This window comes from Nocardioides halotolerans DSM 19273, assembly GCF_000422805.1.
GTDB lineage: Bacteria > Actinomycetota > Actinomycetes > Propionibacteriales > Nocardioidaceae > Nocardioides > Nocardioides halotolerans.
This window is the reverse complement of sequence record NZ_AUGT01000033.1, coordinates 1-21,611: the sequence shown is the minus strand read 5'-3', so window position 1 is coordinate 21,611 and position 21,611 is coordinate 1. Positions and strand designations below refer to the sequence as shown.

General features: G+C 71.8%; 28 protein-coding genes and 1 pseudogene. 15 read left to right on the top strand and 14 right to left on the bottom strand.

Translation table 11 applies throughout. The features are described 5' to 3' along the window. The 4 genes from G514_RS0110625 to G514_RS0110610 all read left to right on the top strand — a co-directional run. Positions 1-641: cytochrome c oxidase subunit I (locus G514_RS0110625; RefSeq protein WP_028651729.1), on the top strand; the 641-nt coding region annotated here is incomplete at its 5' end. A gap of 550 nt (positions 642-1,191) precedes the next feature. Next, a complete protein-coding gene (locus tag G514_RS0110620) occupies positions 1,192-1,611 on the top strand; it encodes a hypothetical protein (RefSeq protein WP_036564536.1) in 420 nt (139 codons plus the stop codon). Continuing rightward, a complete protein-coding gene (locus G514_RS0110615; protein ID WP_028651727.1) occupies positions 1,608-1,820 on the top strand; it encodes a hypothetical protein in 213 nt (70 codons plus the stop codon). Before G514_RS0110620 ends, G514_RS0110615 begins: the two co-directional genes overlap by 4 nt. Continuing rightward, entirely contained in the window at positions 1,817-3,028 is a 1,212-nt protein-coding gene (locus G514_RS0110610; RefSeq protein ID WP_028651726.1) for an NAD(P)/FAD-dependent oxidoreductase, read from the top strand. Before G514_RS0110615 ends, G514_RS0110610 begins: the two co-directional genes overlap by 4 nt. A 475-nt stretch (positions 3,029-3,503) precedes the next feature. Here G514_RS0110610 and G514_RS0110600 read toward each other — a convergent pair whose 3' ends face one another. From G514_RS0110600 to G514_RS0110580, 5 genes are all read right to left on the bottom strand, one after another. Continuing rightward, entirely contained in the window at positions 3,504-4,088 is a 585-nt protein-coding gene (locus G514_RS0110600; RefSeq protein WP_028651725.1) for an NAD-dependent epimerase/dehydratase family protein, read from the bottom strand. 38 nt (positions 4,089-4,126) lie between these two features. Continuing rightward, positions 4,127-5,356, bottom strand: a complete 1,230-nt coding sequence (locus G514_RS0110595; RefSeq protein WP_211222112.1) for an MFS transporter — start codon at positions 5,354-5,356, stop codon at positions 4,127-4,129. 142 nt (positions 5,357-5,498) lie between these two features. After that, complete coding sequence (gene pdxR, locus G514_RS0110590) at positions 5,499-6,866, bottom strand: MocR-like pyridoxine biosynthesis transcription factor PdxR (protein ID WP_281167612.1); 1,368 nt, start codon at positions 6,864-6,866, stop codon at positions 5,499-5,501. Positions 6,867-6,963: 97 nt separating this feature from the next. Beyond that, complete coding sequence (locus G514_RS0110585) at positions 6,964-8,043, bottom strand: sensor histidine kinase (RefSeq protein ID WP_028651722.1); 1,080 nt, start codon at positions 8,041-8,043, stop codon at positions 6,964-6,966. Further along, on the bottom strand, positions 8,036-8,731 hold the full coding sequence (locus G514_RS0110580) for a response regulator transcription factor (RefSeq protein ID WP_028651721.1): 696 nt from the start codon (positions 8,729-8,731) through the stop codon (positions 8,036-8,038). Before G514_RS0110580 ends, G514_RS0110585 begins: the two co-directional genes overlap by 8 nt. Positions 8,732-8,819: 88 nt before the next feature. On the opposite strand from G514_RS0110580, the gene G514_RS0110575 reads away from it, so the two are divergent. The 7 genes from G514_RS0110575 (at position 8,820) to G514_RS0110545 (ending at position 13,878) form a co-directional block, all read left to right on the top strand. Further along, positions 8,820-9,416 carry a M15 family metallopeptidase gene (locus tag G514_RS0110575; protein WP_036564531.1) on the top strand — a complete coding sequence of 199 codons (597 nt, stop codon included), beginning with the start codon at positions 8,820-8,822 and terminating at the stop codon, positions 9,414-9,416. Then, a complete protein-coding gene (locus G514_RS0110570; protein WP_425411436.1) occupies positions 9,365-10,375 on the top strand; it encodes an NAD(P)-dependent oxidoreductase in 1,011 nt (336 codons plus the stop codon). Before G514_RS0110575 ends, G514_RS0110570 begins: the two co-directional genes overlap by 52 nt. Continuing rightward, positions 10,363-11,400, top strand: coding sequence for a D-alanine--(R)-lactate ligase (gene vanA, locus G514_RS0110565; protein ID WP_157544725.1), 1,038 nt, complete (start codon positions 10,363-10,365; stop codon positions 11,398-11,400). Before G514_RS0110570 ends, vanA begins: the two co-directional genes overlap by 13 nt. A 68-nt stretch (positions 11,401-11,468) precedes the next feature. Beyond that, positions 11,469-12,077 (top strand): D-Ala-D-Ala dipeptidase VanX, encoded by a 609-nt coding sequence (gene vanX / locus G514_RS0110560; protein ID WP_028651717.1) that lies wholly within the window; start codon positions 11,469-11,471, stop codon positions 12,075-12,077. 135 nt (positions 12,078-12,212) lie between these two features. After that, positions 12,213-12,974 (top strand): DsbA family protein, encoded by a 762-nt coding sequence (locus tag G514_RS0110555; protein WP_028651716.1) that lies wholly within the window; start codon positions 12,213-12,215, stop codon positions 12,972-12,974. Continuing rightward, positions 12,971-13,618 carry a vitamin K epoxide reductase family protein gene (locus tag G514_RS0110550; protein WP_051247311.1) on the top strand — a complete coding sequence of 216 codons (648 nt, stop codon included), beginning with the start codon at positions 12,971-12,973 and terminating at the stop codon, positions 13,616-13,618. Before G514_RS0110555 ends, G514_RS0110550 begins: the two co-directional genes overlap by 4 nt. 35 nt (positions 13,619-13,653) lie before the next feature. Then, the gene (locus G514_RS0110545) at positions 13,654-13,878 is read left to right on the top strand and encodes a DUF7218 family protein (RefSeq protein ID WP_028651714.1); all 225 of its coding nucleotides are present in this window, start codon (positions 13,654-13,656) and stop codon (positions 13,876-13,878) included. 10 nt (positions 13,879-13,888) lie between these two features. Here the strand turns inward: G514_RS0110545 and ligD (G514_RS0110540) are convergent, their stop codons facing one another. The 3 genes from ligD (G514_RS0110540) to G514_RS30265 are packed head-to-tail and all read right to left on the bottom strand — an operon-like array spanning position 13,889 to position 15,893. Further along, on the bottom strand, positions 13,889-14,776 hold the full coding sequence (gene ligD / locus G514_RS0110540) for a non-homologous end-joining DNA ligase (RefSeq protein ID WP_028651713.1): 888 nt from the start codon (positions 14,774-14,776) through the stop codon (positions 13,889-13,891). Continuing rightward, complete coding sequence (gene ligD, locus G514_RS0110535; RefSeq protein WP_028651712.1) at positions 14,773-15,720, bottom strand: non-homologous end-joining DNA ligase; 948 nt, start codon at positions 15,718-15,720, stop codon at positions 14,773-14,775. The genes ligD (G514_RS0110540) and ligD (G514_RS0110535) overlap by 4 nt, the downstream gene beginning before the upstream one ends. Then, entirely contained in the window at positions 15,717-15,893 is a 177-nt protein-coding gene (locus G514_RS30265; protein ID WP_157544723.1) for a hypothetical protein, read from the bottom strand. The genes ligD (G514_RS0110535) and G514_RS30265 overlap by 4 nt, the downstream gene beginning before the upstream one ends. A gap of 80 nt (positions 15,894-15,973) precedes the next feature. On the opposite strand from G514_RS30265, the gene G514_RS31105 reads away from it, so the two are divergent. From G514_RS31105 to G514_RS0110510, 3 genes are read left to right on the top strand one after another with little or no spacing between them, the layout of a single operon-like run. Beyond that, complete coding sequence (locus G514_RS31105) at positions 15,974-16,243, top strand: hypothetical protein (protein WP_028651711.1); 270 nt, start codon at positions 15,974-15,976, stop codon at positions 16,241-16,243. Positions 16,244-16,284: 41 nt separating this feature from the next. Next, the gene (locus tag G514_RS0110515) at positions 16,285-17,235 is read left to right on the top strand and encodes an iron-containing redox enzyme family protein (protein WP_028651710.1); all 951 of its coding nucleotides are present in this window, start codon (positions 16,285-16,287) and stop codon (positions 17,233-17,235) included. After that, complete coding sequence (locus G514_RS0110510; RefSeq protein WP_036564539.1) at positions 17,232-17,438, top strand: CDGSH iron-sulfur domain-containing protein; 207 nt, start codon at positions 17,232-17,234, stop codon at positions 17,436-17,438. The genes G514_RS0110515 and G514_RS0110510 overlap by 4 nt, the downstream gene beginning before the upstream one ends. Before the next feature lie 20 nt (positions 17,439-17,458). On the opposite strand, the gene G514_RS0110505 is transcribed toward G514_RS0110510, so the two are convergent. Continuing rightward, positions 17,459-18,094, bottom strand: a complete 636-nt coding sequence (locus G514_RS0110505; protein WP_028651708.1) for a methyltransferase — start codon at positions 18,092-18,094, stop codon at positions 17,459-17,461. Between the two features lie 84 nt (positions 18,095-18,178). Between G514_RS0110505 and G514_RS0110500 the strand changes: the two genes are divergently transcribed. Beyond that, entirely contained in the window at positions 18,179-18,856 is a 678-nt protein-coding gene (locus G514_RS0110500; RefSeq protein ID WP_028651707.1) for an HAD family hydrolase, read from the top strand. Here G514_RS0110500 and G514_RS0110495 read toward each other — a convergent pair. The 5 genes and pseudogenes from G514_RS0110495 to G514_RS30655 form a co-directional block, all read right to left on the bottom strand. Further along, positions 18,844-19,443 carry a flavodoxin family protein gene (locus G514_RS0110495; protein WP_028651706.1) on the bottom strand — a complete coding sequence of 200 codons (600 nt, stop codon included), beginning with the start codon at positions 19,441-19,443 and terminating at the stop codon, positions 18,844-18,846. The genes G514_RS0110500 and G514_RS0110495 overlap by 13 nt on opposite strands. Next, a complete protein-coding gene (locus G514_RS0110490; protein ID WP_028651705.1) occupies positions 19,440-20,429 on the bottom strand; it encodes an LLM class F420-dependent oxidoreductase in 990 nt (329 codons plus the stop codon). Before G514_RS0110490 ends, G514_RS0110495 begins: the two co-directional genes overlap by 4 nt. A 5-nt stretch (positions 20,430-20,434) precedes the next feature. After that, positions 20,435-20,653, bottom strand: coding sequence for a hypothetical protein (locus G514_RS0110485; protein ID WP_028651704.1), 219 nt, complete (start codon positions 20,651-20,653; stop codon positions 20,435-20,437). 78 nt (positions 20,654-20,731) lie between these two features. Next, complete coding sequence (locus tag G514_RS0110480; protein WP_036564527.1) at positions 20,732-21,178, bottom strand: HNH endonuclease; 447 nt, start codon at positions 21,176-21,178, stop codon at positions 20,732-20,734. Positions 21,179-21,303: 125 nt separating this feature from the next. Beyond that, positions 21,304-21,611: pseudogene (locus G514_RS30655) on the bottom strand (HNH endonuclease); the annotation flags it as partial.

Sequence of the window (21,611 nt, the reverse complement as noted above, 5' to 3'; positions counted from 1 at the left end):
GCATCATCCTGGCGAGCCCGCCGCTGGACTTCCACGTGTCCGACTCCTACTTCGTGGTCGCGCACTTCCACTACGTCGTCTTCGGCACCGTGGTGTTCGCGATGTTCGCCGGCTTCTACTTCTGGTGGCCGAAGATGACCGGCCGGATGCTCGACGAGCGGCTCGGCAAGGTGCACTTCTGGCTGCTGTTCGTCGGCTTCCACACGACGTTCCTCGTGCAGCACTGGCTGGGTGTGGAGGGCATGGCCCGGCGCTACGCCGACTACCTGCCCGACGACGGCTTCACGACCCTCAACCAGGTCTCGACGATCGGTGCGTTCCTGCTCGGCGCGTCCACGCTGCCGTTCCTCTACAACGTGTGGATCTCCCGCAAGGGGCCGCTGGTCGAGGTCGACGACCCGTGGGGCTGGGGCCGCTCGCTCGAGTGGGCGACGTCCTGCCCGCCGCCGCGCCACAACTTCGTCACGATCCCGCGGATCCGCTCCGAGTCGCCGGCCTTCGACCTGCACCACCCGGAGATCGCCGCGATCGAGCTGAAGCAGAACGAGGTCGCAGCCGAGGGCAAGAGCACTGATGTCCCGGACATGCGGGGCCGCAACGCCATCGTCCGCGAGCGCACGGAGACGCAGGAACCGCAATGAGGGACGGATGCCGGTGGGGTCCCGGGCCGGTCAGGCGTCTGTCAGGAGGGCCACAGGCAGCCCGACGATCGACCGGCCATCGCTGTTGCTGGTCATCGGCAATGACCGCCCATCGAAGTAGCCGACGTTCCGCCTAGATGGTCCGTCCTTCCGGCGGAAGGCTGGAGGCACAAGTCAACCTGTCGCACCGGTCTATGTCGGGCCGCCACAGATGGAGCGGACATGACTGTCATACCGACTGTGACCGGGTCGCCCAGACCGTCTCCGCGCTTGCGCAGCCGCGGAGGCTGGGACTCGGGTTCCTCCGAAGTCTCCTGTCGGAGGAACCCGAGCCGGTCGCGTCCGGGACGAGAAGCCGGGTGGTCGCGGTCTCGGAACCGATGCGAGTCGTGCCCGGCCAGATCGCGCCGTTCGTCCGAAGTGACTGGTCCGCCGGTAGGCCCAGCATCGCCGTGACGGGCCCACGCGCCCAACCACCTCGAGGTGGTTGCACGGCCGCAAGGCATCTGAACAACACATTCCGTTTCGCCAATGAAGGATGAGGTGAGCCATGACCATGACGACTGCCGACCACACCCGGACCGAGCCGGGCGCGGACCGCGCGTTCTTGTTGCTCCGCACCGTGTTCACGATCGCGCCGATCGTCTTCGGCCTCGACAAGTTCGCGGAGGTGCTCACCGACAACTGGGAGGGCTACCTCGCCAGCTGGGTCAACGACACGGTCCCCGGCAACGCCCACCAGACGATGCTGGTCGTCGGAGTCATCGAGATCATCGCCGGCATCGCCGTCGCCGTCACGCCTCGCTACGGTGCACTCCTGGTGGCCGGCTGGCTGGCCGGCATCATCGTGAACCTGATCTCCGTCGGCGACTTCTACGACGTCGCACTGCGTGACTTCGGCCTGCTGGTCGCCGCTCTGGCGTTGGCGGTCCTGGCCGCGCATCGAGGCAAGCCCTCGACGTCCGCATGACCGACACTGCGGCGGAGCACGTGATCCTGGCCTCCGTCGCTGGTCCGCGGGACGAGCGCCGGGCTCGGGGCGTCGCCGTGGGTGTCGCGGCCGAGCACACCTGCCTGGGCCTGCGCGGAGGTACCCCCTCCCGGGCGTTCTTCGGACAGCTCGCAGACGGGCTCCGCCGCTCCGCCGAGGTCCTCTCGCTCGCCGAGGGGGAACGGTGAACATCGTCGTGGTCGGCGGCGGGCTCGCCGGCGCCAACGCCGTCGAGGAGCTGCGAGTCCAGGGCTACAGCGGTGACATCACCCTCATCGGGGCTGAGCCGCACCTGCCCTACGAGCGGCCGCCGCTCTCCAAGGGTCTTCAGCTGGGGACCGTCGAGCCCGACTCGGTGTTCGTGCACGACGTCCAGTGGTACGCCGACCAGCAGGTCGACCTCGTCACCGGCGATCCAGTGAGTGAGATCGACCTGGACAGAGGGCACGTCGCCGTAGCGACCCGCCAGTGGTCCTACGACCGGCTGCTGCTGGCCACCGGGGCCTCGTCGCGGCATCTCGACCGGGCGGACCGGTCCGGAGCAGACGTGATCTACCTCCGCACCCTCGACGACGCCCTCGACCTGAAGGCCAGGCTCGCCGGCCACGTGCTGATCATCGGTGCCGGCTGGATCGGCCTCGAGGTGGCGGCCGCGGCGCGCCAGGCGAACGCCGCCGTCACCGTCGTCGAGGCGGGCGCTCTACCGCTGGCGCGCGTCCTCGGTCGCGAGGTCGCACCGGTCTTCGCAGACCTCCACCGCGACCACGGTGTGGACCTCCGTCTCGACACTTCGGTCGCATCCGTCGAGCACGTCTCTGGAACGACCACCGTCCGTCTCACGGACGGGCACGCGCTGACCCCCGACGTCGTCGTCGTCGGTATCGGCGCCGAACCGAACCTCGAGCTCGGAGCGAAGGCCGGTCTGGTCGTGGATCGCGGGATCCTCGTCGACGCTCGCCTCCGCGCGAGCGACCCGCACGTCTACGCCGCCGGCGACGTGGCCACCCACGCCCACCCCACGCTCGGCCGCCTGCGCGTCGAGCACTGGGACACCGCCATCCACCAAGGGCGCCACGCAGCCCGCACCATGCTCGGCGACGACGACCCGTACACGCGTCAGCCCTACTTCTTCACTGACCAGTACGACCTCGGCATGGAGTACATAGGCAATGTCGGCCGAGGCGGATACGACGACGTGGTGATCCGAGGCGACATGTCCGAGCGTGTCTTCACCGCCCTCTGGATCAGGAGGAACCGCGTTGTCGCCGGGATGCACGTCAACGACTGGGACGCCCTCGAGGTTCTCCGCAGCTGGGTGGGCAAGGAGGCACCTTCGATCCTTCGGGACGTCGACGTCGCTCTCGCGGACCTCCCTGGTCCGGATTCGGATGCCTGACGCGCCCGCCGCGGCTCTGGGGGCGTCCACGACTCACCCGGTCAGGCAGCGTCTGCCCCGGGACTGTCGTCGGCCCGTGCCGTCGTTGGCGCTCTTGCATCGGCTGCGGGCTGGACGATGTCCGAACCCGATGGGCCGCATGGGACCGAGAGGCGTTCGGGACGTCGTTGCAGCCGCGAGGTCCGACGATGCGGCAGCCGGACGACATGACCTGCGACGAGTGCCGTGATCGTCACGATGACCATGGTCTCGAGGGCCATGCTGATCAACCACACCAAGAACTCGATCACTGTCACCGTGACCTCCGAACCTGGCCCTGCGCCCGGGTGCAGCTGAGCTCGCGGTCAGCATCGGGGGCTTGCCCCAGTGTCCGCCCGCTCGATCCCAGGAGGAACGAGGTTCATCGGCGGACTTGTGCGGCCCGGGACTGCCAGAGGTCGGCAAGGAGTGGATCGTTACCGAGGACGCGAGTCGGTCAGTCGGTGATGGTGACGACGCCGGTGGGCGCGTCGAGCAGCTCGACGGTCCGTGCTGCGGCGCGGTCGATGTGGACGCGCGGCGTGGCTGGCATGGCACCGGGGTGGTAGGTGCCGGGTCCGTAGAACTGCCCGTAGCTCAGCACGACACCTCCCTCGGCGAGGACGGACTCCTCGAGCTGCCGGACCGCGCGAGCGTCGGGGCCTTCGGGAAGTGCCCACGCGACGGTCTGGGCGAGCACCTTGGGGGATCCGGCGGCGCGGGCTGCGTCGAGGAGGTTCTGGTTGCCTTCGGTGCGGACTCGGGCGTTGAGGTCGCCGAAGTCCGCGATCTCGTCGACGTCGTCGGGCAGGTCGGTGAGCTCGTTGAGGATGACGTCGGGCTTGAACGCGACGACTGCTGCGATGAGCGCGTCGCGGTCGAACACGTCGACGACGACGGGTTGGGCGCCGAGCTCGGCCAGACGGTCGGCCTTGTGTTCCGAACGGGTCATGCCGGCGACACTGTGACCGGCCTCGACCAGGAGGGGGATGAGGCGTTGGCCGATGACGCCGGAGGCTCCGGCGAGCCAGATGCGAGACATGGGTGCTCCTTGGGTTCTCTGGTTGGTGGATCTCCGGGTCATGGATGCTGTCGGCCTATTCGCAGCTGGCCGATGAGGCTCAGCACGGCGAGCAGGACTGTCAAGGCGGTGTACGCGACGACGGCCGGGACCTGGCCCCATGGGCCCACCAGCTGGCCTTCGATGGTGATGGGGACTCCGAAGGCGACGTACGCGACGACGTAGATGGCGGCGACGACTCCGGCGCGCTGGTGTGGCAGGGCCAGCGGGATGAGGAGCCCGAGCGCTGCAGTGAACGAGGCGCCGAAGGCGACACCGGAGACGGCCTGGCCGAGGAGCATGATCGGCAGGACCTCGGCAAGCGTGCCGACGATGATCCCGACCGCACCGATGATGGACGCGTGGATGCCGATGAGCATCGCCCGGCGGGACGGGACGTTGGCGAACAGAACGCCGACGAGGGTGCCGACCGCGGGGGCGATGAAGCCGGCGAAGCCGCCGAGCAGGGGCCTGTGATGGTGGAAGACGCTGCTGACCATGCTGGGGGCGAGACCGCCGGAGAGGCCGGCCAGCATCCACACCGCTGCGATGACTGGCGCCGCAGCGAGGAACTCGCCGCGCATGGTCGCCGGGACGGCGACCTGAGGGACCATCGACCGGACCGCTCCGGTGGTGCGGGTGACCGTCTCCTCAGAGAATGCGATGCCCGCACCGCCGAGGGCGGTCATCACGATGAGGACGATGAAGACGACGTCGTTGGCGTGGACGGTCGACTCGATCGCCCATCCCGCGACGAGCGATCCGATGGCCAGTCCGCCCGTGAGGCTGACGCCGCCGAGCACGGCGCCGATCCTCTTGTTCGCCGCTGGGGCGTACTCGACCATCGCGGCACTGAACGCGCCGGTGGCGGCACCGCCCGCGATGCCTTGGACGAGGCGTCCCGCGATGACCCAGGCGAGGTCGTGGCCGAGGAGGAACATCAGGCTCGATCCGAGCTGGACGGAGAGCGAGGCGATGAGGACGGGTCGGCGCCCGAGGTGGTCCGACAGGGATCCGAGGACGAGAGCGGCCACGAGGAACCCGGCCGCATAGACGGCGAACGCCAGGTTCAGCATCGAGCCGGCGAACCCGTAGTCACCTTGGTACTCGACCAGCAGCGGCGTGAGCGCGCCGGCCGACAGGTACACCGTGAAGAACGCGGCCGCGCAGACCGCCAGTGCGAGGCCGGCCGGGAGCTTGCGGCTGCCGCGGACGACGTCCGCCGCGGGGGATCGGGTCGCAATGGGCACGGGAGACTTCCTTGTCAGCAGTCGAGGCAACCGAGACCACGCGGTCAGGGTGCTGCCAACGCTAGGGCGAAAGAGGTCTTCAACCCCGGGCCAATATCGCTTGCAAGAAGCGGACCACTTCTGAGGGAGGTGGCGGCTCTCGTCAGGGGAGGATGCCGCGGAGCGCGGCGACGGCTCGTGGCCACGCGCTGTCCGAGATGGACGCGAAGTTCACCACGATCGCGTCGTGCGACGGCCACTCCGGGTCCGCGGCCGGGTGCAGGAACTCGGACAGCCCGGCGACGGCGAGACCGTGGCGCGAGGCCGCTCCCAGAACCCTGGCTTCGGTGCCGGCGGGGAGGCTGACGACTGCCTGGAGGCCGGCCGCCATCCCGACGAGCCGTACGCCGGTGGTCCGTCCTGCGACGGCTGCGGCGAGCTCGTCGCGTCGGCGGCGGTAGACCAGACGGCGTGCCCGCACGTGACGGTCGAACGCGCCTGTTCGGATGAAGTCGCTCAGGGTGAGCTGGTCGAGGATGCTGACGGTGTCTACCCGTCCCTTCGCGTGGGCGACCGCTGGGAGGAGCCGCTCAGGCACCACCATCCATGCCAGTCGCAAGGCGGGAGCGATCGACTTGCTTGCAGTTCCGAAGTAGACGACGTGGTCAGGGTCGAGGCCTTGGAGTGCGCCTATCGGGCGCCTGTCGTACCTGAACTCGCCGTCGTAGTCGTCCTCGAGGACGACTCCGCCAGTCCGGCGTGCCCACTCCAGCACGTGGGCTCGGCGCTCGGGGGCGAGCGCGTAGCCCGTGGGGAACTGGTGGGCCGGGGTGAGCAGGGCGGCGCCAGCCTCCACCATGTCGCCCAGGTCTGAGACTCGTGCGCCGCGGGTGTCCACCATGAGAGGAGGAATGTCGACGTTCTCATCGTGGAGGACGGCTCGGTAGATGTCGAGGCCGAACGCCTCGACCGCGATGGTGTCGATCCCCTCTGTTCTCAAGGCTCGGGCCGCAATACCAAGGCCGTGGTGGACGCCTGAGGTGATCACGAGGTGCGCGGGGTCGGCGTAGACGCCGCGTACGCGGTTCAGGTACTCGGAGAGCGCGGTGCGCAGCTCGATACGGCCCAGCGGGTCGCCGTACCCGAACGCAGTGTGCGGCGCCGCGCCGACAGCGCGCTTGGCGGAGGCAAGCCACGGAGCGCGAGGGAAGTCGGCGTAGCCGGCCGCGCCTGGCTCGAGATCGTGCTGGGGTCGCGGGGCCGGGTCGTCAGCCGGCTTGGGGCGCCGTGGCTGGACCCGGTCGGCCACTCGTGTGCCGGACCCACGGCGAGCGTTCAGCCATCCCTCGGCAACGAGCTCCTCGTAGCACTCGGTGACGGTGCTGCGGGCAATGCCGAGGTCCTCGGCCAGGGCTCGGGTGGCCGGCAGCCGCGTGCCGGGCGCAAGCCGGCCCGAGCGCACCGCCTCTCGCAAGGCACCCGTCAGCCCGGCACGCAATCGGGTGCCGTGGAGCTCGAGGTGGAGATCCACGCCCGCCTTGGCGAGCACGCCAGCCGGGGAAGTGGCCTGCTCCAGCGACACAGAAATGGATCATACTCCCATACCTCCTGGGCCCCTGCGGTTCGTCTCATGTCGAGCCTGCCGGCAGCTCCACGGTGACCCGCAGGCCGCCGTCGGGGCGGGGGTCGAGGGCGAGTGTGCCGCCGTGCGCCTGGGCGATGCTGTTGACGATCGCCAGGCCGAGGCCGACGCCGGCGTGGTCGTCGTGGACGCGGCCGATGCCCCGCTGGAACGGCTCGACGATCGTGGCGACCAGCTGGGGCGTGAGCGGCTCGCCGGTGTTCTCGACGGTGAGCGACACTGTCCGGGGTCCGACGCCGGTCGTGACCCACACGGCGCCGTGCTCGGGCAGGTTGTGCACGATCGCGTTGTGCACGAGGTTGGTCGCCAGCTGCAGCAGGAGCGCGTGCGAGCCCACGGTCGGCGCGACGTCGCCGGAGGTCTCGATGGTGAGGCCGCGCTCCTCGGCGAGCGGGAGCAGGGTCTCGGTGGCCTCCTCGGCGACCAGGGAGAGGTCGACGTGGTCGCGGTTGAAGGCGCCGCGGTCGGCCCGGCTCAGCAGGAGCAGCGCCTCGGTGAGGTCGATCGCCCGGGTGTTGACCGCGCGCAGCCGCGCGACCAGCTCGCCCGGGTCGCGGCCCGGGTCCTTGCGGGCGACGTCGAGCAGGGTCTGGGTGACGGCCAGCGGCGTGCGCAGCTCGTGGGAGGCGTTGGCTGCGAAGCGCTGCTGCTCGGCGGCGTCGGCCTCGAGCCGCGCGAGCATCGTGTCGAAGGCGTCGGCGAGCTCGCGGAACTCGTCGTTGCGGCCCTCGAGCTCGATGCGGTGCGAGAGCGAGCCGTTCGCCGCCAGCCGGGTGGCGTGCGCGATGCGCGTCAGCGGAGCGAGCATCGCGCCCGCGAGCAGCCACCCGCCCACCAGGCCGAAGACCAGCAGCGCGACCAGCGCCCAGGCCGCCTTCGGTGTGAACGCGTCGACGAGGTCGCCGCGGTTGGGCCCGAACGTCCCGGGTCCCTGGACGCCGGCCGGCACGTAGCGCAGCAGGAACGCCCACACGACCGCCAGCAGCAACGTGCCGGCCACCATGAGGAAGCCGGCGTAGCTGAGGGTGAGCTTGAGACGGACGCTGAGGCCCGGACGCCTAGTCACCGGAGCCGACCTCGCGGGTGGCGGCCGGTGCGCCGTCGATCCGGTAGCCGACGCCGGGCACCGTGACGATCAGCCACGGCTCCCCGAGCCGCTTGCGCAGCGCCGAGACCGTGATGCGCACCGCGTTGGTGAACGGGTCGGCGTTCTCGTCCCAGGCCCGCTCGAGCAGCTCCTCGGCACTCACGACCCCGCCCTCGGCGGCGACCAGGACCTCGAGCACGGCGAACTGCTTGCGGGTCAGCGCGACGTAGCGCCCGTCTCGGTAGACCTCGCGCCGGAACGGGTCGAGCCGCAGCCCGGCGAGCTCGCGGACCGGTGGCCTGCTGTGTGAGCGCCGTCGGTCGAGGGCCCGGAGCCGGAGCACGAGCTCGCGGAGCTCGAATGGCTTGGTGAGGTAGTCGTCGGCGCCGAGCTCGAACCCGGTCGCCTTGTCGTCGAGCCGGTCGGCCGCGGTGAGCATGAGGATCGGCAGGCCGCTGCCGGACGCGACGATCCGCGCGGCGACCTCGTCACCGGACGGGCCGGGGATGTCGCGGTCGAGCACCGCGATGTCGTAGGCGTTGACGTCGAGCAGCTCGAGCGCGGTGTCGCCGTCGCCGGCGATGTCGGCCGCGATCGCCTCGAGTCGCAGGCCGTCGCGGATGGCCTCGGCCATGAAGGGCTCGTCCTCGACCACCAGCACGCGCACGCACCCGATGCTACGAACCCGCGCCTATCGCGGACATATCGAAAAGCGCATACGCCGTCGCAACGGCGCCTCGCCTGCACTGGGACCCATGAGACGCATCTTCCTGCTCGGGGCGCTGGCGGTCGCTGTCGCGGTGGCCATCGGCGTGCTCGCTCGTCCCTCGGCCTCGTCGTCGACCCCGGAGCCGTCCGTCCCGATCGCCAGCACGGGCCACCTCCCGCGCGGCCACGCACCGGTCGGGGCGGCCGACGGCGTCGTGCCCGACGGGGTCACGGTCCTCGACGACGTCCCGGCGGTGGCGAACCTCGACGAGCACCTGCTCGAGAGCCTCCGCGATGCGGCGGCGGAAGCCGCGGGCGACGGTGTGGTGCTGGAGGTGAACAGCGGGTGGCGCTCGCCGGCCTACCAGGCCCGGCTGCTCCGCGAGGCGGTCGGCACGTACGGCTCGGCGCAGGAGGCGGCGCGCTGGGTGGCGACCCCGACCACGTCGGCACACGTGTCCGGCGACGCGGTCGACCTCGGCGCGTCCGGCGCCGCGTGGCTCGCGGAGCACGGCGCGGCGTACGGGGTGTGCCGGGTCTATGACAACGAGCCGTGGCACTTCGAGCGCCGCCCGGCAGCCGTCGACGACGGCTGCCCGCCGACCTACGCCGACCCGACCGACGACCCGAGGATGCAGCAGTGACGACCGCCGTCACGGTCTTCGGGTGCGCCCCCGAGGAGGTGGCGCTGGTCGAGCAGCTCGCGCCGCGCCTCGGTGTCGTGGCCACGACGACCAGCTCGCCGCTCAGCGAGGCGAACGCCGGGCTGGCGCGCGGCACGCGCTGCGTGAGCGTCAACCACAAGACGCCGGTGACCGGGGCGATGATCGAGGGGCTGGGCCGGGTCGGCGTGCGCTTCGTCTCGACGCGGAGCATCGGGCTCGACCACGTCGACCTGCACGCCGCCGAGCGGGCGGGCGTCCGCGTCGAGGGCATCGCGTACTCGCCCGGGAGCGTCGCCGACTACACGCTGATGCTGACGCTGATGGTCCTGCGGCACGCGAAGGCGGCCGTCTGCGGTGCGGGCCGCGACCCGACGCACGAGCCGCCCGGCAGGGAGCTCGGCGACCTCACCGTCGGGGTCGTCGGCACCGGGCGCATCGGCCTCGCCGTCATCGAACGGCTGCGCGGCTTCGGCTGCCGCGTGCTCACCCACGACCTCCGGCCCGCCGACGGTCACGCGCACGTCCCGCTCGACGACCTGCTGCGGCGCAGCGACGTGGTGACGCTGCACGTCCCGCTCATGGACGCGACCCACCACCTGCTCGACCGCCGCCGGATCGCGCTGCTCCGGCCCGGGGCGGTGCTGGTCAACACCGGGCGCGGCGCGCTCGTCGACACCGCCGCGCTCCTGGCCGCCCTGGTCGCCGGCCGCCTCGGTGGGGCGGCCCTCGACGTGGTGGAGGACGAGGCAGAGGACGGGGCGGGGGACAAGGCGGGGGACAAGGCGGGGGAGCGGCTGCGCCGGCTCGACGCGCTGCCGAACGTGCTGGTCACCCCGCACACGGCGTACCGCACCGACCGCGCGGTCCGCGACATGGTCCAGAACTCGCTCCGCGCCTGCGTGAGCTTCGAGAGGAGGGCGGTCGCGTGCCCAACGTGAGGATCGGCGTGGTGTTCGGAGGCTGTTCCGAGGAGCACCCGGTGTCGGTGAAGTCCGCGGTCGAGGTCGCGCGGAGCCTGGACCCGGAGAAGTACGACCCGGTGTGGATCGGCATCACCCGCGCCGGGCGGTGGCGACTCTGCGAGGGCCCGCGCCCGGGCTGGGAGCGCGACGGACGCCCGGCCGTGCTGTCGCCCGACCGCAGCGTCGGCGGGCTGCTCGTCCGCGACGAGGGTCGCTGCGAGACGGTCGGCCTCGACGTGGTGCTGCCGCTCCTGCACGGCCGGTGGGGTGAGGACGGCGCGGTCCAGGGGCTGCTCGAGCTGTCCGGCATCCCGTACGTCGGCTGCGACGTGCAGGCCTCCGCGGTCTGCATGGACAAGTCGCTGGCCTACGTCGTCGCACGCAGCGCGGGAGTGGCCACACCGACGTACTGGACCATCGGCGCGCACGACAACCCCGCTCCCGAGCGGTTCACCTACCCCGCCTTCGTCAAGCCGGCTCGGTCGGGCTCGTCGTTCGGGGTCAGCAAGGTGACGCGGGCAGCCGAGCTCGCGGACGCCGTCCGGGCGGCCCGGGAGTACGACGCGAAGGTCTTGGTGGAGGAGGCCGTGGTCGGCAGCGAGGTGGGGTGCGCGATCCTCAGCGAGCGGTTCGGGCTGGTCGCCGGTGAGGTCGACCGGGTCGACCTCTCCCACGGCTTCTTCCGGATCCACCAGGAGGACGACCCCGAGCACGGGTCGGAGAACGCCACCTTCGTGGTCCCGGCCGACATCCCTGCGGCGTCCCGGCTGCTGGTGCAGGAGACGGCGAAGACGCTCTACCGCGCCCTCGGGTGCCGGGGCCTGGCGCGGGTGGACCTGTTCCTGAAGGAGGACGGGACGGTGGTGCTCAACGAGGTCAACACGCTGCCGGGCCTCACGTCCTACAGCCGCTACCCCCGGATGATGGCCGCCGCGGGGCTGCCGCTGTCCGAGGTGCTCGACCGGCTCGTGGCCCAGGCCCTGCGGGGAGGCGCGCGATGACGGACGCGGTGACGAACGCGGTGACGAACGCCCGGACCAGCACGCTGACCGAGGTGCTGCCCGACGTGCTGCCCGACGGGTTCGGGTACGTCGACGAGCACGTGCCCGGCATCCGGTGGGACGCGAAGTACGCCACGTGGGACAACTTCACCGGCCGGCCGGTGGACGGCTACCTCGCGAACCGCGTCGTCGGCACCCTCGCGCTGTGCGCGGCCCTGTGCCGGGCGCAGGAGCACGCGGCGTCGCTCGGCTTCGGCCTGCTGCTGTGGGACGGCTACCGCCCGCAGCGTGCGGTGGACCGGTTCCTGCAGTGGTCGCGCGAGCCGGACGACGGACGCACGAAGTGGCGCCACTACCCGAACATCGACCGGCCGGCGATGATCGAGCAGGGCTACGTCGCCACCCGCTCCGGCCACAGCCGGGGGAGCACCGTCGACCTGACGCTCTTCAGGCTGGTGACCGGCGACCTCGCGGCGATGGGCGGCGACCACGACCTGATGGATCCCGTGTCGCACCACGGAGCGCGCGGCGTGACTCCTGTCGCGACCGCGAACCGCCGGCACCTCAGGTCGGTCATGGAGGCGTGCGGCTTCGCCGCCTACGAGTGCGAGTGGTGGCACTACACCCTGCGTGACGAACCGCACCCCGACACGTACTTCGACTTCCCGGTCGCCTGAGCGCCGGCCCGGCGTACGGCGCCGGGCCCATCGTCCCGAGCTTCGAGGACCTTCGCCTCGCAGTGGTCGCGTTCGGCTGAGGTGTGCTGGTTGCGCACCTAACGTCACGAGGACACGGAGTGGGAGCGAGGACGGATGAGCACGCACACGCGAGCCAGGACGCAGGCGCAGCGGCAGGTCCGGCAGGCCGAGGAGGCCCGCCGGGCGAGGAAGCGGAGGATCGCGACCGCCGTCGGCGCGCTCGTCATCGTGGGCCTGGTCGTCGCGATCGTGGTGGTCGTCGTGCAGGCCGCCGGCAAGGAGCGCACCCTGCCCGAGGTGACCGGTGCGGTCGTCGCGCCCGCGAACCTCACGGCGACCGGCGCGGTCCCGGTCGGGGACGGCGCGGCTCCGGTCACCCTCGAGATCTACTACGACTACATGTGCCCGGCCTGCGGTGCCTTCGAGGCGGCCAACGGCGAGGAGCTCGACCGCCTCGTCGCGAACGGGACCGCGCGCATCGAGCTGCGGCCGATCGCGTTCCTCGACGAGCAGTCGCGCGGCACGGAGTACTCCACGCGCAGCGCGGCGGCGTTCGCGGTCGTCGCCGACGCGGCGCCCGACCGGGCGTGGGCCTTCCACACCGCGCTCTACGCGCAGCAGCCGGCCGAGGGCAGCGAGGGCCTCACCGACGACCAGATCGCCGCGATCGCGACCGGCGCCGGGGTGCCGGCCGAGGCGGTGGACCGCCTCTCCGACGGCACCTACCGGCCGTGGGTCGCGTCGGTGACGCGAGAGGCGTTCGACTCCGGCGTGCAGGGCACCCCGACCGTCAAGATCGACGGTGCGGTGTTCGGCGGCAACGTCTACCAGGTGGGTCCGCTCACCGAGGCGATCGAGGCCGCGGCCGCCTCGTGACGACCCTCCTCGCTCCCGCCCCGCCCGACGTCGAGGGCTCCCGGCTGCACCGGCTGCGCCACCACGAGGTGACCGCCTGGGTCACGATGCTGGTCGCCTCGCTGGCGAGCCTGGTGGCGTCGTTCGTGCTGTCCGTCGAGGCCGTCACGCTCGCGAAGGACCCCGACGCCGACCTCGGGTGCAACCTCAACGCGGTCATCAGCTGCGGCACGGTCGGCACCTCGTGGCAGGCCTCGGTGTTGGGCTTCCCCAACGCGTTCCTCGGGCTCGTCTTCGAGCCGGCGGTCATCGTGCTGGCGGTCGCCGGGCTGGCGGGGGTGCGCTTCCCGCGCTGGTTCATGCTCGCCGCGCAGGTCGTCTACACGATCGCGCTGGGCTTTGCGTACTGGCTCTTCGAGCAGGCCATGTTCGAGATCGGCGCGCTGTGCCCCTGGTGCCTGCTCGTCACTCTCGCGACCACGCTGGTGTTCTTCGAGATGACCTACGTCAACGTGCGCGACGACAACCTCTTCCTGCCCCGGCGGGTGCAGGCGGCGCTGGCAGGGTTCGTCCGGTCGAACCTCGATCTCGTGCTGGTCGTCGCCTGGCTGCTCGTTCTGGTCCTCGCGGTGGTGGTCGAGTACGGCGAGGCGCTGTTCGCCTGAGTGGGTACCGGTCCGGCCAAACCGAGGAGGTCGACATGCCGAGCAAGTCAGCCAACGTGAAGAGCGAGAAGCAGTACGAGGCGCTGAAGGACAAGGGCATGTCCAAGCAGCGCGCCGCGAAGATCGCCAACAGCAAGGACGCCTCGAAGCACGGTGGCGAGCAGAGCGGCAAGGGCGGTGACAGCAGCCAGGGCGGCACCACCGCCCAGAAGAAGAAGGCGGGGCGAAAGGGCGGCAAGGCCGCGGCGAAGAAGAGCTGACCTCCGCGGCTCAGCCGAGCCGCTCGACCGCCTTGCCCAGCCCCTGGGCGCGCCGGCGCACGTCCGACCACGGGCAGGCACGCCGCGCGAGCCGCCGGCGTACCGACGTGATCGTGAACTGCGCCGGCCGCACCCGCGACAGCTCCTCCCACGTGATCGGCGTCGACACGGGAGCACCGGGCCGGGCGCGCACGGCGTAGGCCGGCACGGCGGTCTGCCCGTAGGCGTTGCGCCCGATGTCGACGTAGACCCGGTCGCCGCGCTTGGCCTTGCGCTGCTCGAGGGTCAGGAGCTCGGGCGCCCTGTCGACGAGCACCTCCGCGCACCGGCGCGCGAAGGCCCGCACCTGGTCGAAGTCCCGCGCGGGCCGCAGCGGCACCAGCACGTGGTAGCCGCGCGAGCCCGTCGTCTTGAGGTACGTCGTGAGGCCGAGGTCGTCGAGCAGCTCGCCCACCATCCGGGTCGCCCGGCGGACCTTGGCCAGGTCGTCGTCGGACGGATCGAGGTCGAAGACGAGCTGGTCCGGCTCCTCGAGGCTCTTGGTCGTGCACAGCCAGGTGTGCGGGGTGAGGCAGGCCTGCTGGGCGAGGTAGACCAGGCTGCGGCGGTCGTCGACCACGACCTGGCGCTGGTCGCCGTCCTCGGTGTGCACCTCGACCGTGGCGAACCAGTCGGGGAAGTGCGAGGGCACCTTCTTCTCGTAGAACGCCATGCCGCCGATGCCGTCCGGGAACCGCTGCATGTTCACCGGCCGCCCGCGCAGGTGCGGCAGCATCACCGCGGCGATCGCGTCGTAGTAGGTCGCGAGGTCGAGCTTGGTGATGCCGTCGTCGGGGAAGAGCAGCTTGTCGGGCTTCGAGATCTCGACGCCCGCCACCTCGCTCGACGGCGCGGTCACTGCTCCCTCACCACGTCGCTCGCGCTCTTGTCGGTGCGCAGCCCGAGGAAGCGGGGGTGGCGCAGCTGGTTCGCGGCGGTCCACTCGGTGAAGGCCACCTGCGCCACCAGGCTGGGTCGCGCCCAGTGCACGGCCTTGCGCGGAAGGGCGCCCTTCGTGCAGGGCGACTCGTCCACCTCGAGGTCGGTGAGCTGGGCGTGCAGGTCGCGGAGCACCGCCTGGGAGAAGCCGGTGCCGACCTTGCCGGCGTAGACGAGGTCGTCGCCGTCGTGGTAGCCGAGGAGCAGCGCACCCAGGGCCACCCGCGACCCCTCGGGGTCGGTCCACCCCACGACGACCAGCTCCTGCCCCGCCTCGCACTTGAACTTCAGCCACCGGTCGGTCCGGCCGGTGGCGTACGCCGCGTCCGCGCGCTTCGCGATCAGCCCCTCCCAGCCCTTGCGGCACGCCTCGGCGAAGTAGTCCTCGCCGCCGCGGCGCCGGTGCTGGGTGTAGCGGACCGGCCCGTCGAAGGTCAGCAGCTCGCGGAGCAGCCGCTTGCGCTCGAGGAGCGAGCGGCGGCGGACGTCCTCGCCGTCGGCGCGGAGCACGTCGAAGACGTAGAACCAGACCGGCACCCCGCTGCGCCGCGCCTTCTCCGCGCTGCTCAGGTGGATGCGCGGCTGGAGGCGGGCGAACGACGTGCGCGTGCCCTCGAAAGCGACGACCTCGCCGTCGATCACGAAGTCGCTGGACGCCTGCTCCTCGAGCGCCTCGGCGATCTCCGGGAAGGCGACCGTCACGTCGCGGCCCGAGCGGGAGTAGAGCTTCGTGCCACGGGCGGTGCGGACCGCGAGGCAGCGCTGGCCGTCGAGCTTGCGCTCGTAGACCCAGCCGTCCTCCCAGAACCGCTCGTGGCTCAGGGTGGCCAGCGCGGGCTGGGGGACGTCCGGCGCGCTCGTCACGTGCCGGGGGTCGTCGGTGCTGGCGCGAGCGCGTGCCGGGCCGGCAGCGTGCTGTCCTCCGGTGTCACGGTGTCATCGTCGCGCAGGTCGCGGATGAGGAGAACCAGCGCCAGCAGCACGCCGAGCAGCACGAACGCGACGACCAGCCAGCGGGTCGGGATGCGGCGCCTCATGTGCGGCGGGTACCCGACGCCCGCGGCCACCACGCCTCGGCCGGCGCGTGCCGCGACGCCCGGCTGGTCACCGTGCGGACGTGACCGTCTTCCTCGCCTGGACCTCCGAGCCGCCTGCGGACCTCGAGGGACCGTGGCGCGAGGCCCGAGAGATCGCTCCGGGCCTGCTCCTCCTCGACAGCGCCGAGACGCTCTCGGTCGTCTACCACGCACTCAAGTGGGCGCTCCCCGACGGAGCGGCGATGGTGGTGAGCCCAGTGCACCAAACGCCGAAGTCGCGCGGCCTGGCGCCGGGCACGACGGCGTGGCTGCGGCGGCGTACGCCGCGTCAGGTGGCGGACGCCACCTGAACGGGTGGGCTGAGGCGCACCGAAACGGTTACCGGTGGGCCGTGACAGATCTGCCGAAGCCGCGCGGGCCGCTCAGCGTCGCGGTCCTCGGTGCGCTGCGGGACCTGCCGACCGCGCCCGTTCCCCGGATCGAGGAGGCCCCCGAGTCCGACGACGACGCGGCGCTGACCCTCTGGGTGCTGCACGAGCTGAGCTACGGCGGCTTCGACGGCGTCGACGAGGCCGCCGAGAGCGAGCCGGAGCTCGTGCGCGTCCGCGGCATGCTGGAGCGACGTCTCGAGGCCGACCTGCGCAGCCGGTGGCCGGGGGTGCCCGACGTCGACCTCGCGTCCGGGTTCTTCGACTGGGTCGCCGGGCACGACGGTCCCTCGATCGCGCGGCACGTGCAGACGAGCGCCACCCGCGAGCAGGTGCTGGACCTGATGCGGATGCGCTCGGTCTACCACCTCAAGGAGGCCGACCCCACGATGTGGGTGATCCCGCGGCTGCCGGTCTCGGCCAAGGCCGCCCTGGTCGAGCTGCAGTACGACGAGTACGGCGCGGGCGACCCGTCGCGGCTGCACTCCCACCTGTTCGCGCAGGGGATGGCGGCCAGCGGTCTGCGGCCGGAGCGTGGCGTCTACGTCGACGAGGCGCCGTTCGAGGTGCTCGACCAGAACAACGCGCTGTCGATGTTCGGTCTCCAGGGCCGGCTGCGCGGTGCCGCGGTCGGCCACCTCGCGGCGTTCGAGGCGACCAGCTCGATGCCCTCGCGCCGGATGGCCCAGGGGCTCGAGCGGCTGGGCTTCCCCGAAGAGCTGATCGGCTACTACACCGAGCACGTCGAGGCCGACGCGGTGCACGAGCAGGTCGCCCTGCGCGACGTGTGCGTCGCGCTGGTCCGCGAGGAGCCCGCGCTCGAGCCGGACGTGTGGTTCGGCGCCTGGGCCTGTCTCGACCTCGAGGTCAGGGCCGCGCGCCGGATCCTCGGCGCGTGGGGAGCAGCGGCATGACCGAGGTGGCGCCCCGTCCCGACGTCGAGCTGTGCCCCGGCGGGCCGATGCTGCTGCGCGGCGACCACGTCGTCGTCGACGACGAGGGTGTCCGTCACGCTACGAAGCGTCCCGTCTCGGCGGTCTGCCGGTGCGGGAAGTCGGCCTCGAAGCCGTGGTGCGACGGCACCCACAAGGTGCTGCCGCCCAAGCTGCGGCCGTAGTCGGAGTCGCTCGGCGCGGTCTACGCCGCCTCGGGGACGACCCGGTCGATGCGGACCAGCGCGCCGCGCTCGTAGTCGCGGACCTCGACCACGTCGAGCTCGTCGTAGTGCTCGACGAGGTCACGGATGCGCTGGGCCTGGTCGAGGGGCCCGACCTGAAGGAGCGCCGAGCCGTCGATGGCCAGGTGTCGGTCGATGACGGCCAGGCAGGTGCGCGCCAGGTCGAGGCCGTCGCGCCCGCCGTCGATCGCGGTGACGGGGTCCTCCGGGAACGTGCCGACCTCCTCGGTGCGCACCCACGGCGGGTCGGCCACGATGACCGGGAACTCCTCGCCCGCGGCGACCACCTCGTCCATCGGGCCCTGGCGGACGTCGACCTCGATGCCGGCCAGCGCGGCGTTCTTGCGCAGAAAGCCGCACGCCACCGGGTCGAGGTCGACGCACACCAGCGGCCGAGGTGCGAGTGTTACGGCGAGCAGCCCGATGTGGCCCGCGCCCGCGCAGAGCTCGAGCACCGGCCCCGGCGGGGCGGTCCTGATCAGCTCCGCGGCCCAGCGCGACTGCGCCGCCGTCCATGGGCGCGGAGTGAGCACCCGGGCGTCGTACTCCACACGCAGGCCGCCGAAGTCGACGAACTGGGCCTCGGCGGTGGTCATGGCCGCAGGTATCCCGCAGCGGTCCGGTCCACACCTGGTGCCCGGCGCCGGGCGTCAGCCGGCGCGGAGCGGTTACCGCAGGGCATGGCCTCCGACGCGACCGCCACCGTCGTCCTCGACGTGGACGGCACCCTGCTCGACTCGAACTACCACCACGCGCTGGCGTGGTCGCGGGCGTTCCGGCACGTCGGCGAGAGCGTGCCGGTCTGGCGCATCCACCGCGCGATCGGGATGGGCGGCGACCGGCTCGTCGCGGCCGCCGCGGGCGACCGGGTCGAGGAGGAGCACGGCGACGACGTGCGCGACCGGTGGAAGAAGGAGTACGACCAGCTCATCGACGAGACCCGGCTGCTGCCGGGGGCCGTCGAGCTGCTCGCCGCGTTGCGCGAGCGCGGGCTGTCCGTCGCGCTGGCGAGCTCGAGCATCCCCGAGCACGCGCAGCACGCGTTCGACCTGCTGGACGCCGACGACCTCGCCGACACCGCCACGACGTCCGAGGACGCCGAAAAGTCCAAGCCGGACCCCGAGCTGGTCGAGAAGGCGCTGTCGCGGGTCGAGGCCTCGTCGGCGTGCGTCGTGGGCGACTCCGTCTACGACGTGGAGGCGGCGCAGCGGGCCGGCATCCCGGCGTACGGCGTGCTCACCGGCGGCTACGGTCGCGCGGAGCTGGAGGAGGCCGGAGCGGCGGGGGTCTACACCGACCTCCCCGAGCTGCTCGAGCACCTCGACGACTGGCTGCCGACGGGTGGTCAGGCCGGGTAGGCCGCACCTCCGAGCAGCCGGGCGAGGTGCGCCGCGTTGGCTGCGAGGGTCTTGGTCGTCTCGGCGGTCTTCTCCGGGGTCTCGTCGTGGTCGGCGTAGTCGACGGACTGCATCGCCTCGCCGACCCAGTACGTCGCCGCGCCCGCGGGGAGCGTGAACCCGACGTCGTTGAGCGCCTGGAAGACCTCCGCGCACACGTGGTGGGCGCCGTCCTCGTTGCCGACGACCGCGACGGCGGCCACCTTCCCGGAGGTGGTCATCCGGCCCTCGTCGTCGGTCTCGTCCAGCTCGGCGTCGAGCCGCTCGAGCACCAGCTTGCAGACCGAGGACGGCTGCCCCATCCATATCGGCGTGGCGAGGACGAGGATGTCGGCCGCCAGCACCTTCTCGCGCAGGGCGGGCCAGGCGTCGCCGTCGCCCTCGTCGGTGCTGACCCCGAACCGCACGTCGTGGTCGACCACACGCACCACCTCGCCGGTGACGTCGTGCTCGCCGAGGGCGTCGAGGACCTGCTGGCCGATGAGCACGGAGCTGGACTCCGCGGGTGACGGCTTGAGCGTGCAGGCGAGCACGAGCGCCGTGGTCACGGCGCCGCCGCCCGTAGCTTCTCGAGGAGCGGCCCGGCCGCCTCCTCGAGGAACCGGTCCTGTCCCTCGTCGCCGACCTGGACCATGCAGATGTCGGTGAAGCCGGCCTCCCCGTAGGCGCTGACCGTGGACACGATCTTGTCGAGGTCCGGGCCGCACGGGATCGACTCCGCCACGTCGTCGGGCGTGACGAACTGGCTCGCCGCGGAGAAGCCCGCGGTGGTGGGCAGGTCGGCGTTCACGTTCCAGCCGCCGCCGAACCAGCGGAACTGCTCGTGCGCCCGCTCCACGGCCGTCTTCTCGTCGGGGTCCCAGCAGATCGGGATCTGGCCGATCGCGCGGGCGCCGTCGCCGATCGTGTGCGCGCCCTCCACGGCGTTCCAGCTCTCGATCAGGTCGGACTTCGGCTCGACCGCGATCAGGTCGTTCGCCAGCGGTGCGAGCCGCTCGACGCTGCGGTCACCCGACACCGCGAGCGCGATGCGCACGCGCTCGTCGGGCAGGTCCCAGAGGCGGGAGGAGTCGACGGCGAAGTGCTCGCCCCGGTAGGTGACGAGGTCGCCGTCGAACAGCGCGCGGATCACCTCGACCGCCTCCTCGAGCATCTCCTGGCGCGTCTCGAGCGCGGGCCAGCCGTGTCCGACGGTGTGCTCGTTGAGGTTCTCACCGCTGCCGAGGCCGAGGGTGAACCGGCCCTCGGAGAGCAGCCCCATCGTCGCGGCCTTCTGGGCCACCACGGCCGGGTGGTAGCGCATCGTCGGGCAGGTCACGTAGGTCATCAGCTCGACGCGCTCGGTCGCCTGGGCAACGGCTCCCAGGACGCTCCAGGCGTACGGCGCGTGGCCCTGCTCGGTGAGCCACGGCGAGTAATGGTCGCTCGAGACCTCGAAGTCGAACCCGACCCTTTCGGCCGCGACCGCGTAGCGCACCAGCTCGCGCGGCCCCGACTGCTCGGTCATCAGGGTGTAGCCGAAGCGGGTGCTCACGCTGCTCACCCCAGGACGGAGCGTGCGTCGACCGCGCCGTGCCGCTCCTCGATCGCGCCCGCGAGGCGGGCGACGTCCTCCTTGCTGACCTCGACCCCGGCCTCGGACAGCCCGTCGGTCAGCTCGTGCTCGACGGTGCCTTCGGGTGCGCCGTCCTGGTAGGAGCTGACGCGGTCGACGACCACCTGGATGGCTTCGAGCTCTTCATCGCTGTGTGCTGGCATGCGACGCCGGTACCCGCCCCGGTCGGGGCCACCACCACCCCTGAGGCTGAAGTGCGGGTGGTGTCGGCCCTGGCCTTCTCAGACCGCGGCGAGCTTGGCCCGCGTCGGCACGAACGGCGTGATCCGCAGCCGCAGGCGGGCCTCGGCCGGCGTCCGGTTGGCCTTGCGGTGGTTGCACGACGCACAGGCCGCCACGGTGTTGAGCCAGGTCGAGCCGCCACCGCGACTGAGCGGCAGGACGTGGTCGACCGTGGTGGCGTGGTGCCCGCAGTAGGCGCAGGTGTGCCGGTCGCGCAGCAGGACGCCGTTGCGCGACCAGCCGGCAGGGCGGTAGAGCCAGTGCGCGGCGACGTACCGCACGAGCCGGATCACCCGCGGCCACGGGTGCGGGCCGATCATCCGGTCTCCGTGCTGCTCCTCGACGAGGGCGACCTCGCGGAACAGCATGCGGACGGCGTGCTGGAAGGTCACCTTGCCGAGCGGTTCGAACGAGGCGTTCAGCAGGGCGACGTGGGTGTTGGCCACCGCTGGCACCTCCTCGGGTCTCCGGGCCGGCGCGCGTCAGGCAGGCGCGTCGCCGACGCGTCAGGGTACGGCGCGCGCAGGGGCGCTGACGAGGGTTTATGGCGCCCGGAGCTGGTCGGACCGGCCTAGGTGCGTCGGTGGAATGTGTACTTGCCGGTGGGGAGCTGGTCGAGGTGGTAGCGGGGGTCGTGGGCTCGTGCGTGGTGGTGGGGGCAGAGGGAGATGAGGTCGCGGAGGTTGGTGTTGCCGCCGTCGGCCCAGCGGGTGCGGTGGTGGGTGTGGGTCATGCCGGGTGGCCAGTCGCAGCCGTCGATCTCGCAGCCGCGGGTTTCGATGGTCTTGGCGATGCGTTGTGCCTCGGAGGCGAAGCGCTGCTTGCGGCCGAGGTCGAGGACGTGGGAGTTGCCGTCGAGGACTGCGGGGAGGACTCCGG

Coding starts and splice junctions, on each gene's coding strand:
- G514_RS0110620 (WP_036564536.1), top strand. CDS start 1,192: ATGACCATGACGACTGCCGACCACACCCGGACCGAGCCGGGCGCGGAC.
- G514_RS0110615 (WP_028651727.1), top strand. CDS start 1,608: ATGACCGACACTGCGGCGGAGCACGTGATCCTGGCCTCCGTCGCTGGT.
- G514_RS0110600 (WP_028651725.1), bottom strand. CDS start 4,088: ATGTCTCGCATCTGGCTCGCCGGAGCCTCCGGCGTCATCGGCCAACGC.
- G514_RS0110575 (WP_036564531.1), top strand. CDS start 8,820: ATGAGACGCATCTTCCTGCTCGGGGCGCTGGCGGTCGCTGTCGCGGTG.
- G514_RS0110555 (WP_028651716.1), top strand. CDS start 12,213: ATGAGCACGCACACGCGAGCCAGGACGCAGGCGCAGCGGCAGGTCCGG.
- G514_RS0110545 (WP_028651714.1), top strand. CDS start 13,654: ATGCCGAGCAAGTCAGCCAACGTGAAGAGCGAGAAGCAGTACGAGGCG.
- G514_RS30265 (WP_157544723.1), bottom strand. CDS start 15,893: ATGAGGCGCCGCATCCCGACCCGCTGGCTGGTCGTCGCGTTCGTGCTG.
- G514_RS0110510 (WP_036564539.1), top strand. CDS start 17,232: ATGACCGAGGTGGCGCCCCGTCCCGACGTCGAGCTGTGCCCCGGCGGG.
- G514_RS0110505 (WP_028651708.1), bottom strand. CDS start 18,094: ATGACCACCGCCGAGGCCCAGTTCGTCGACTTCGGCGGCCTGCGTGTG.
- G514_RS0110500 (WP_028651707.1), top strand. CDS start 18,179: ATGGCCTCCGACGCGACCGCCACCGTCGTCCTCGACGTGGACGGCACC.
- G514_RS0110485 (WP_028651704.1), bottom strand. CDS start 20,653: ATGCCAGCACACAGCGATGAAGAGCTCGAAGCCATCCAGGTGGTCGTC.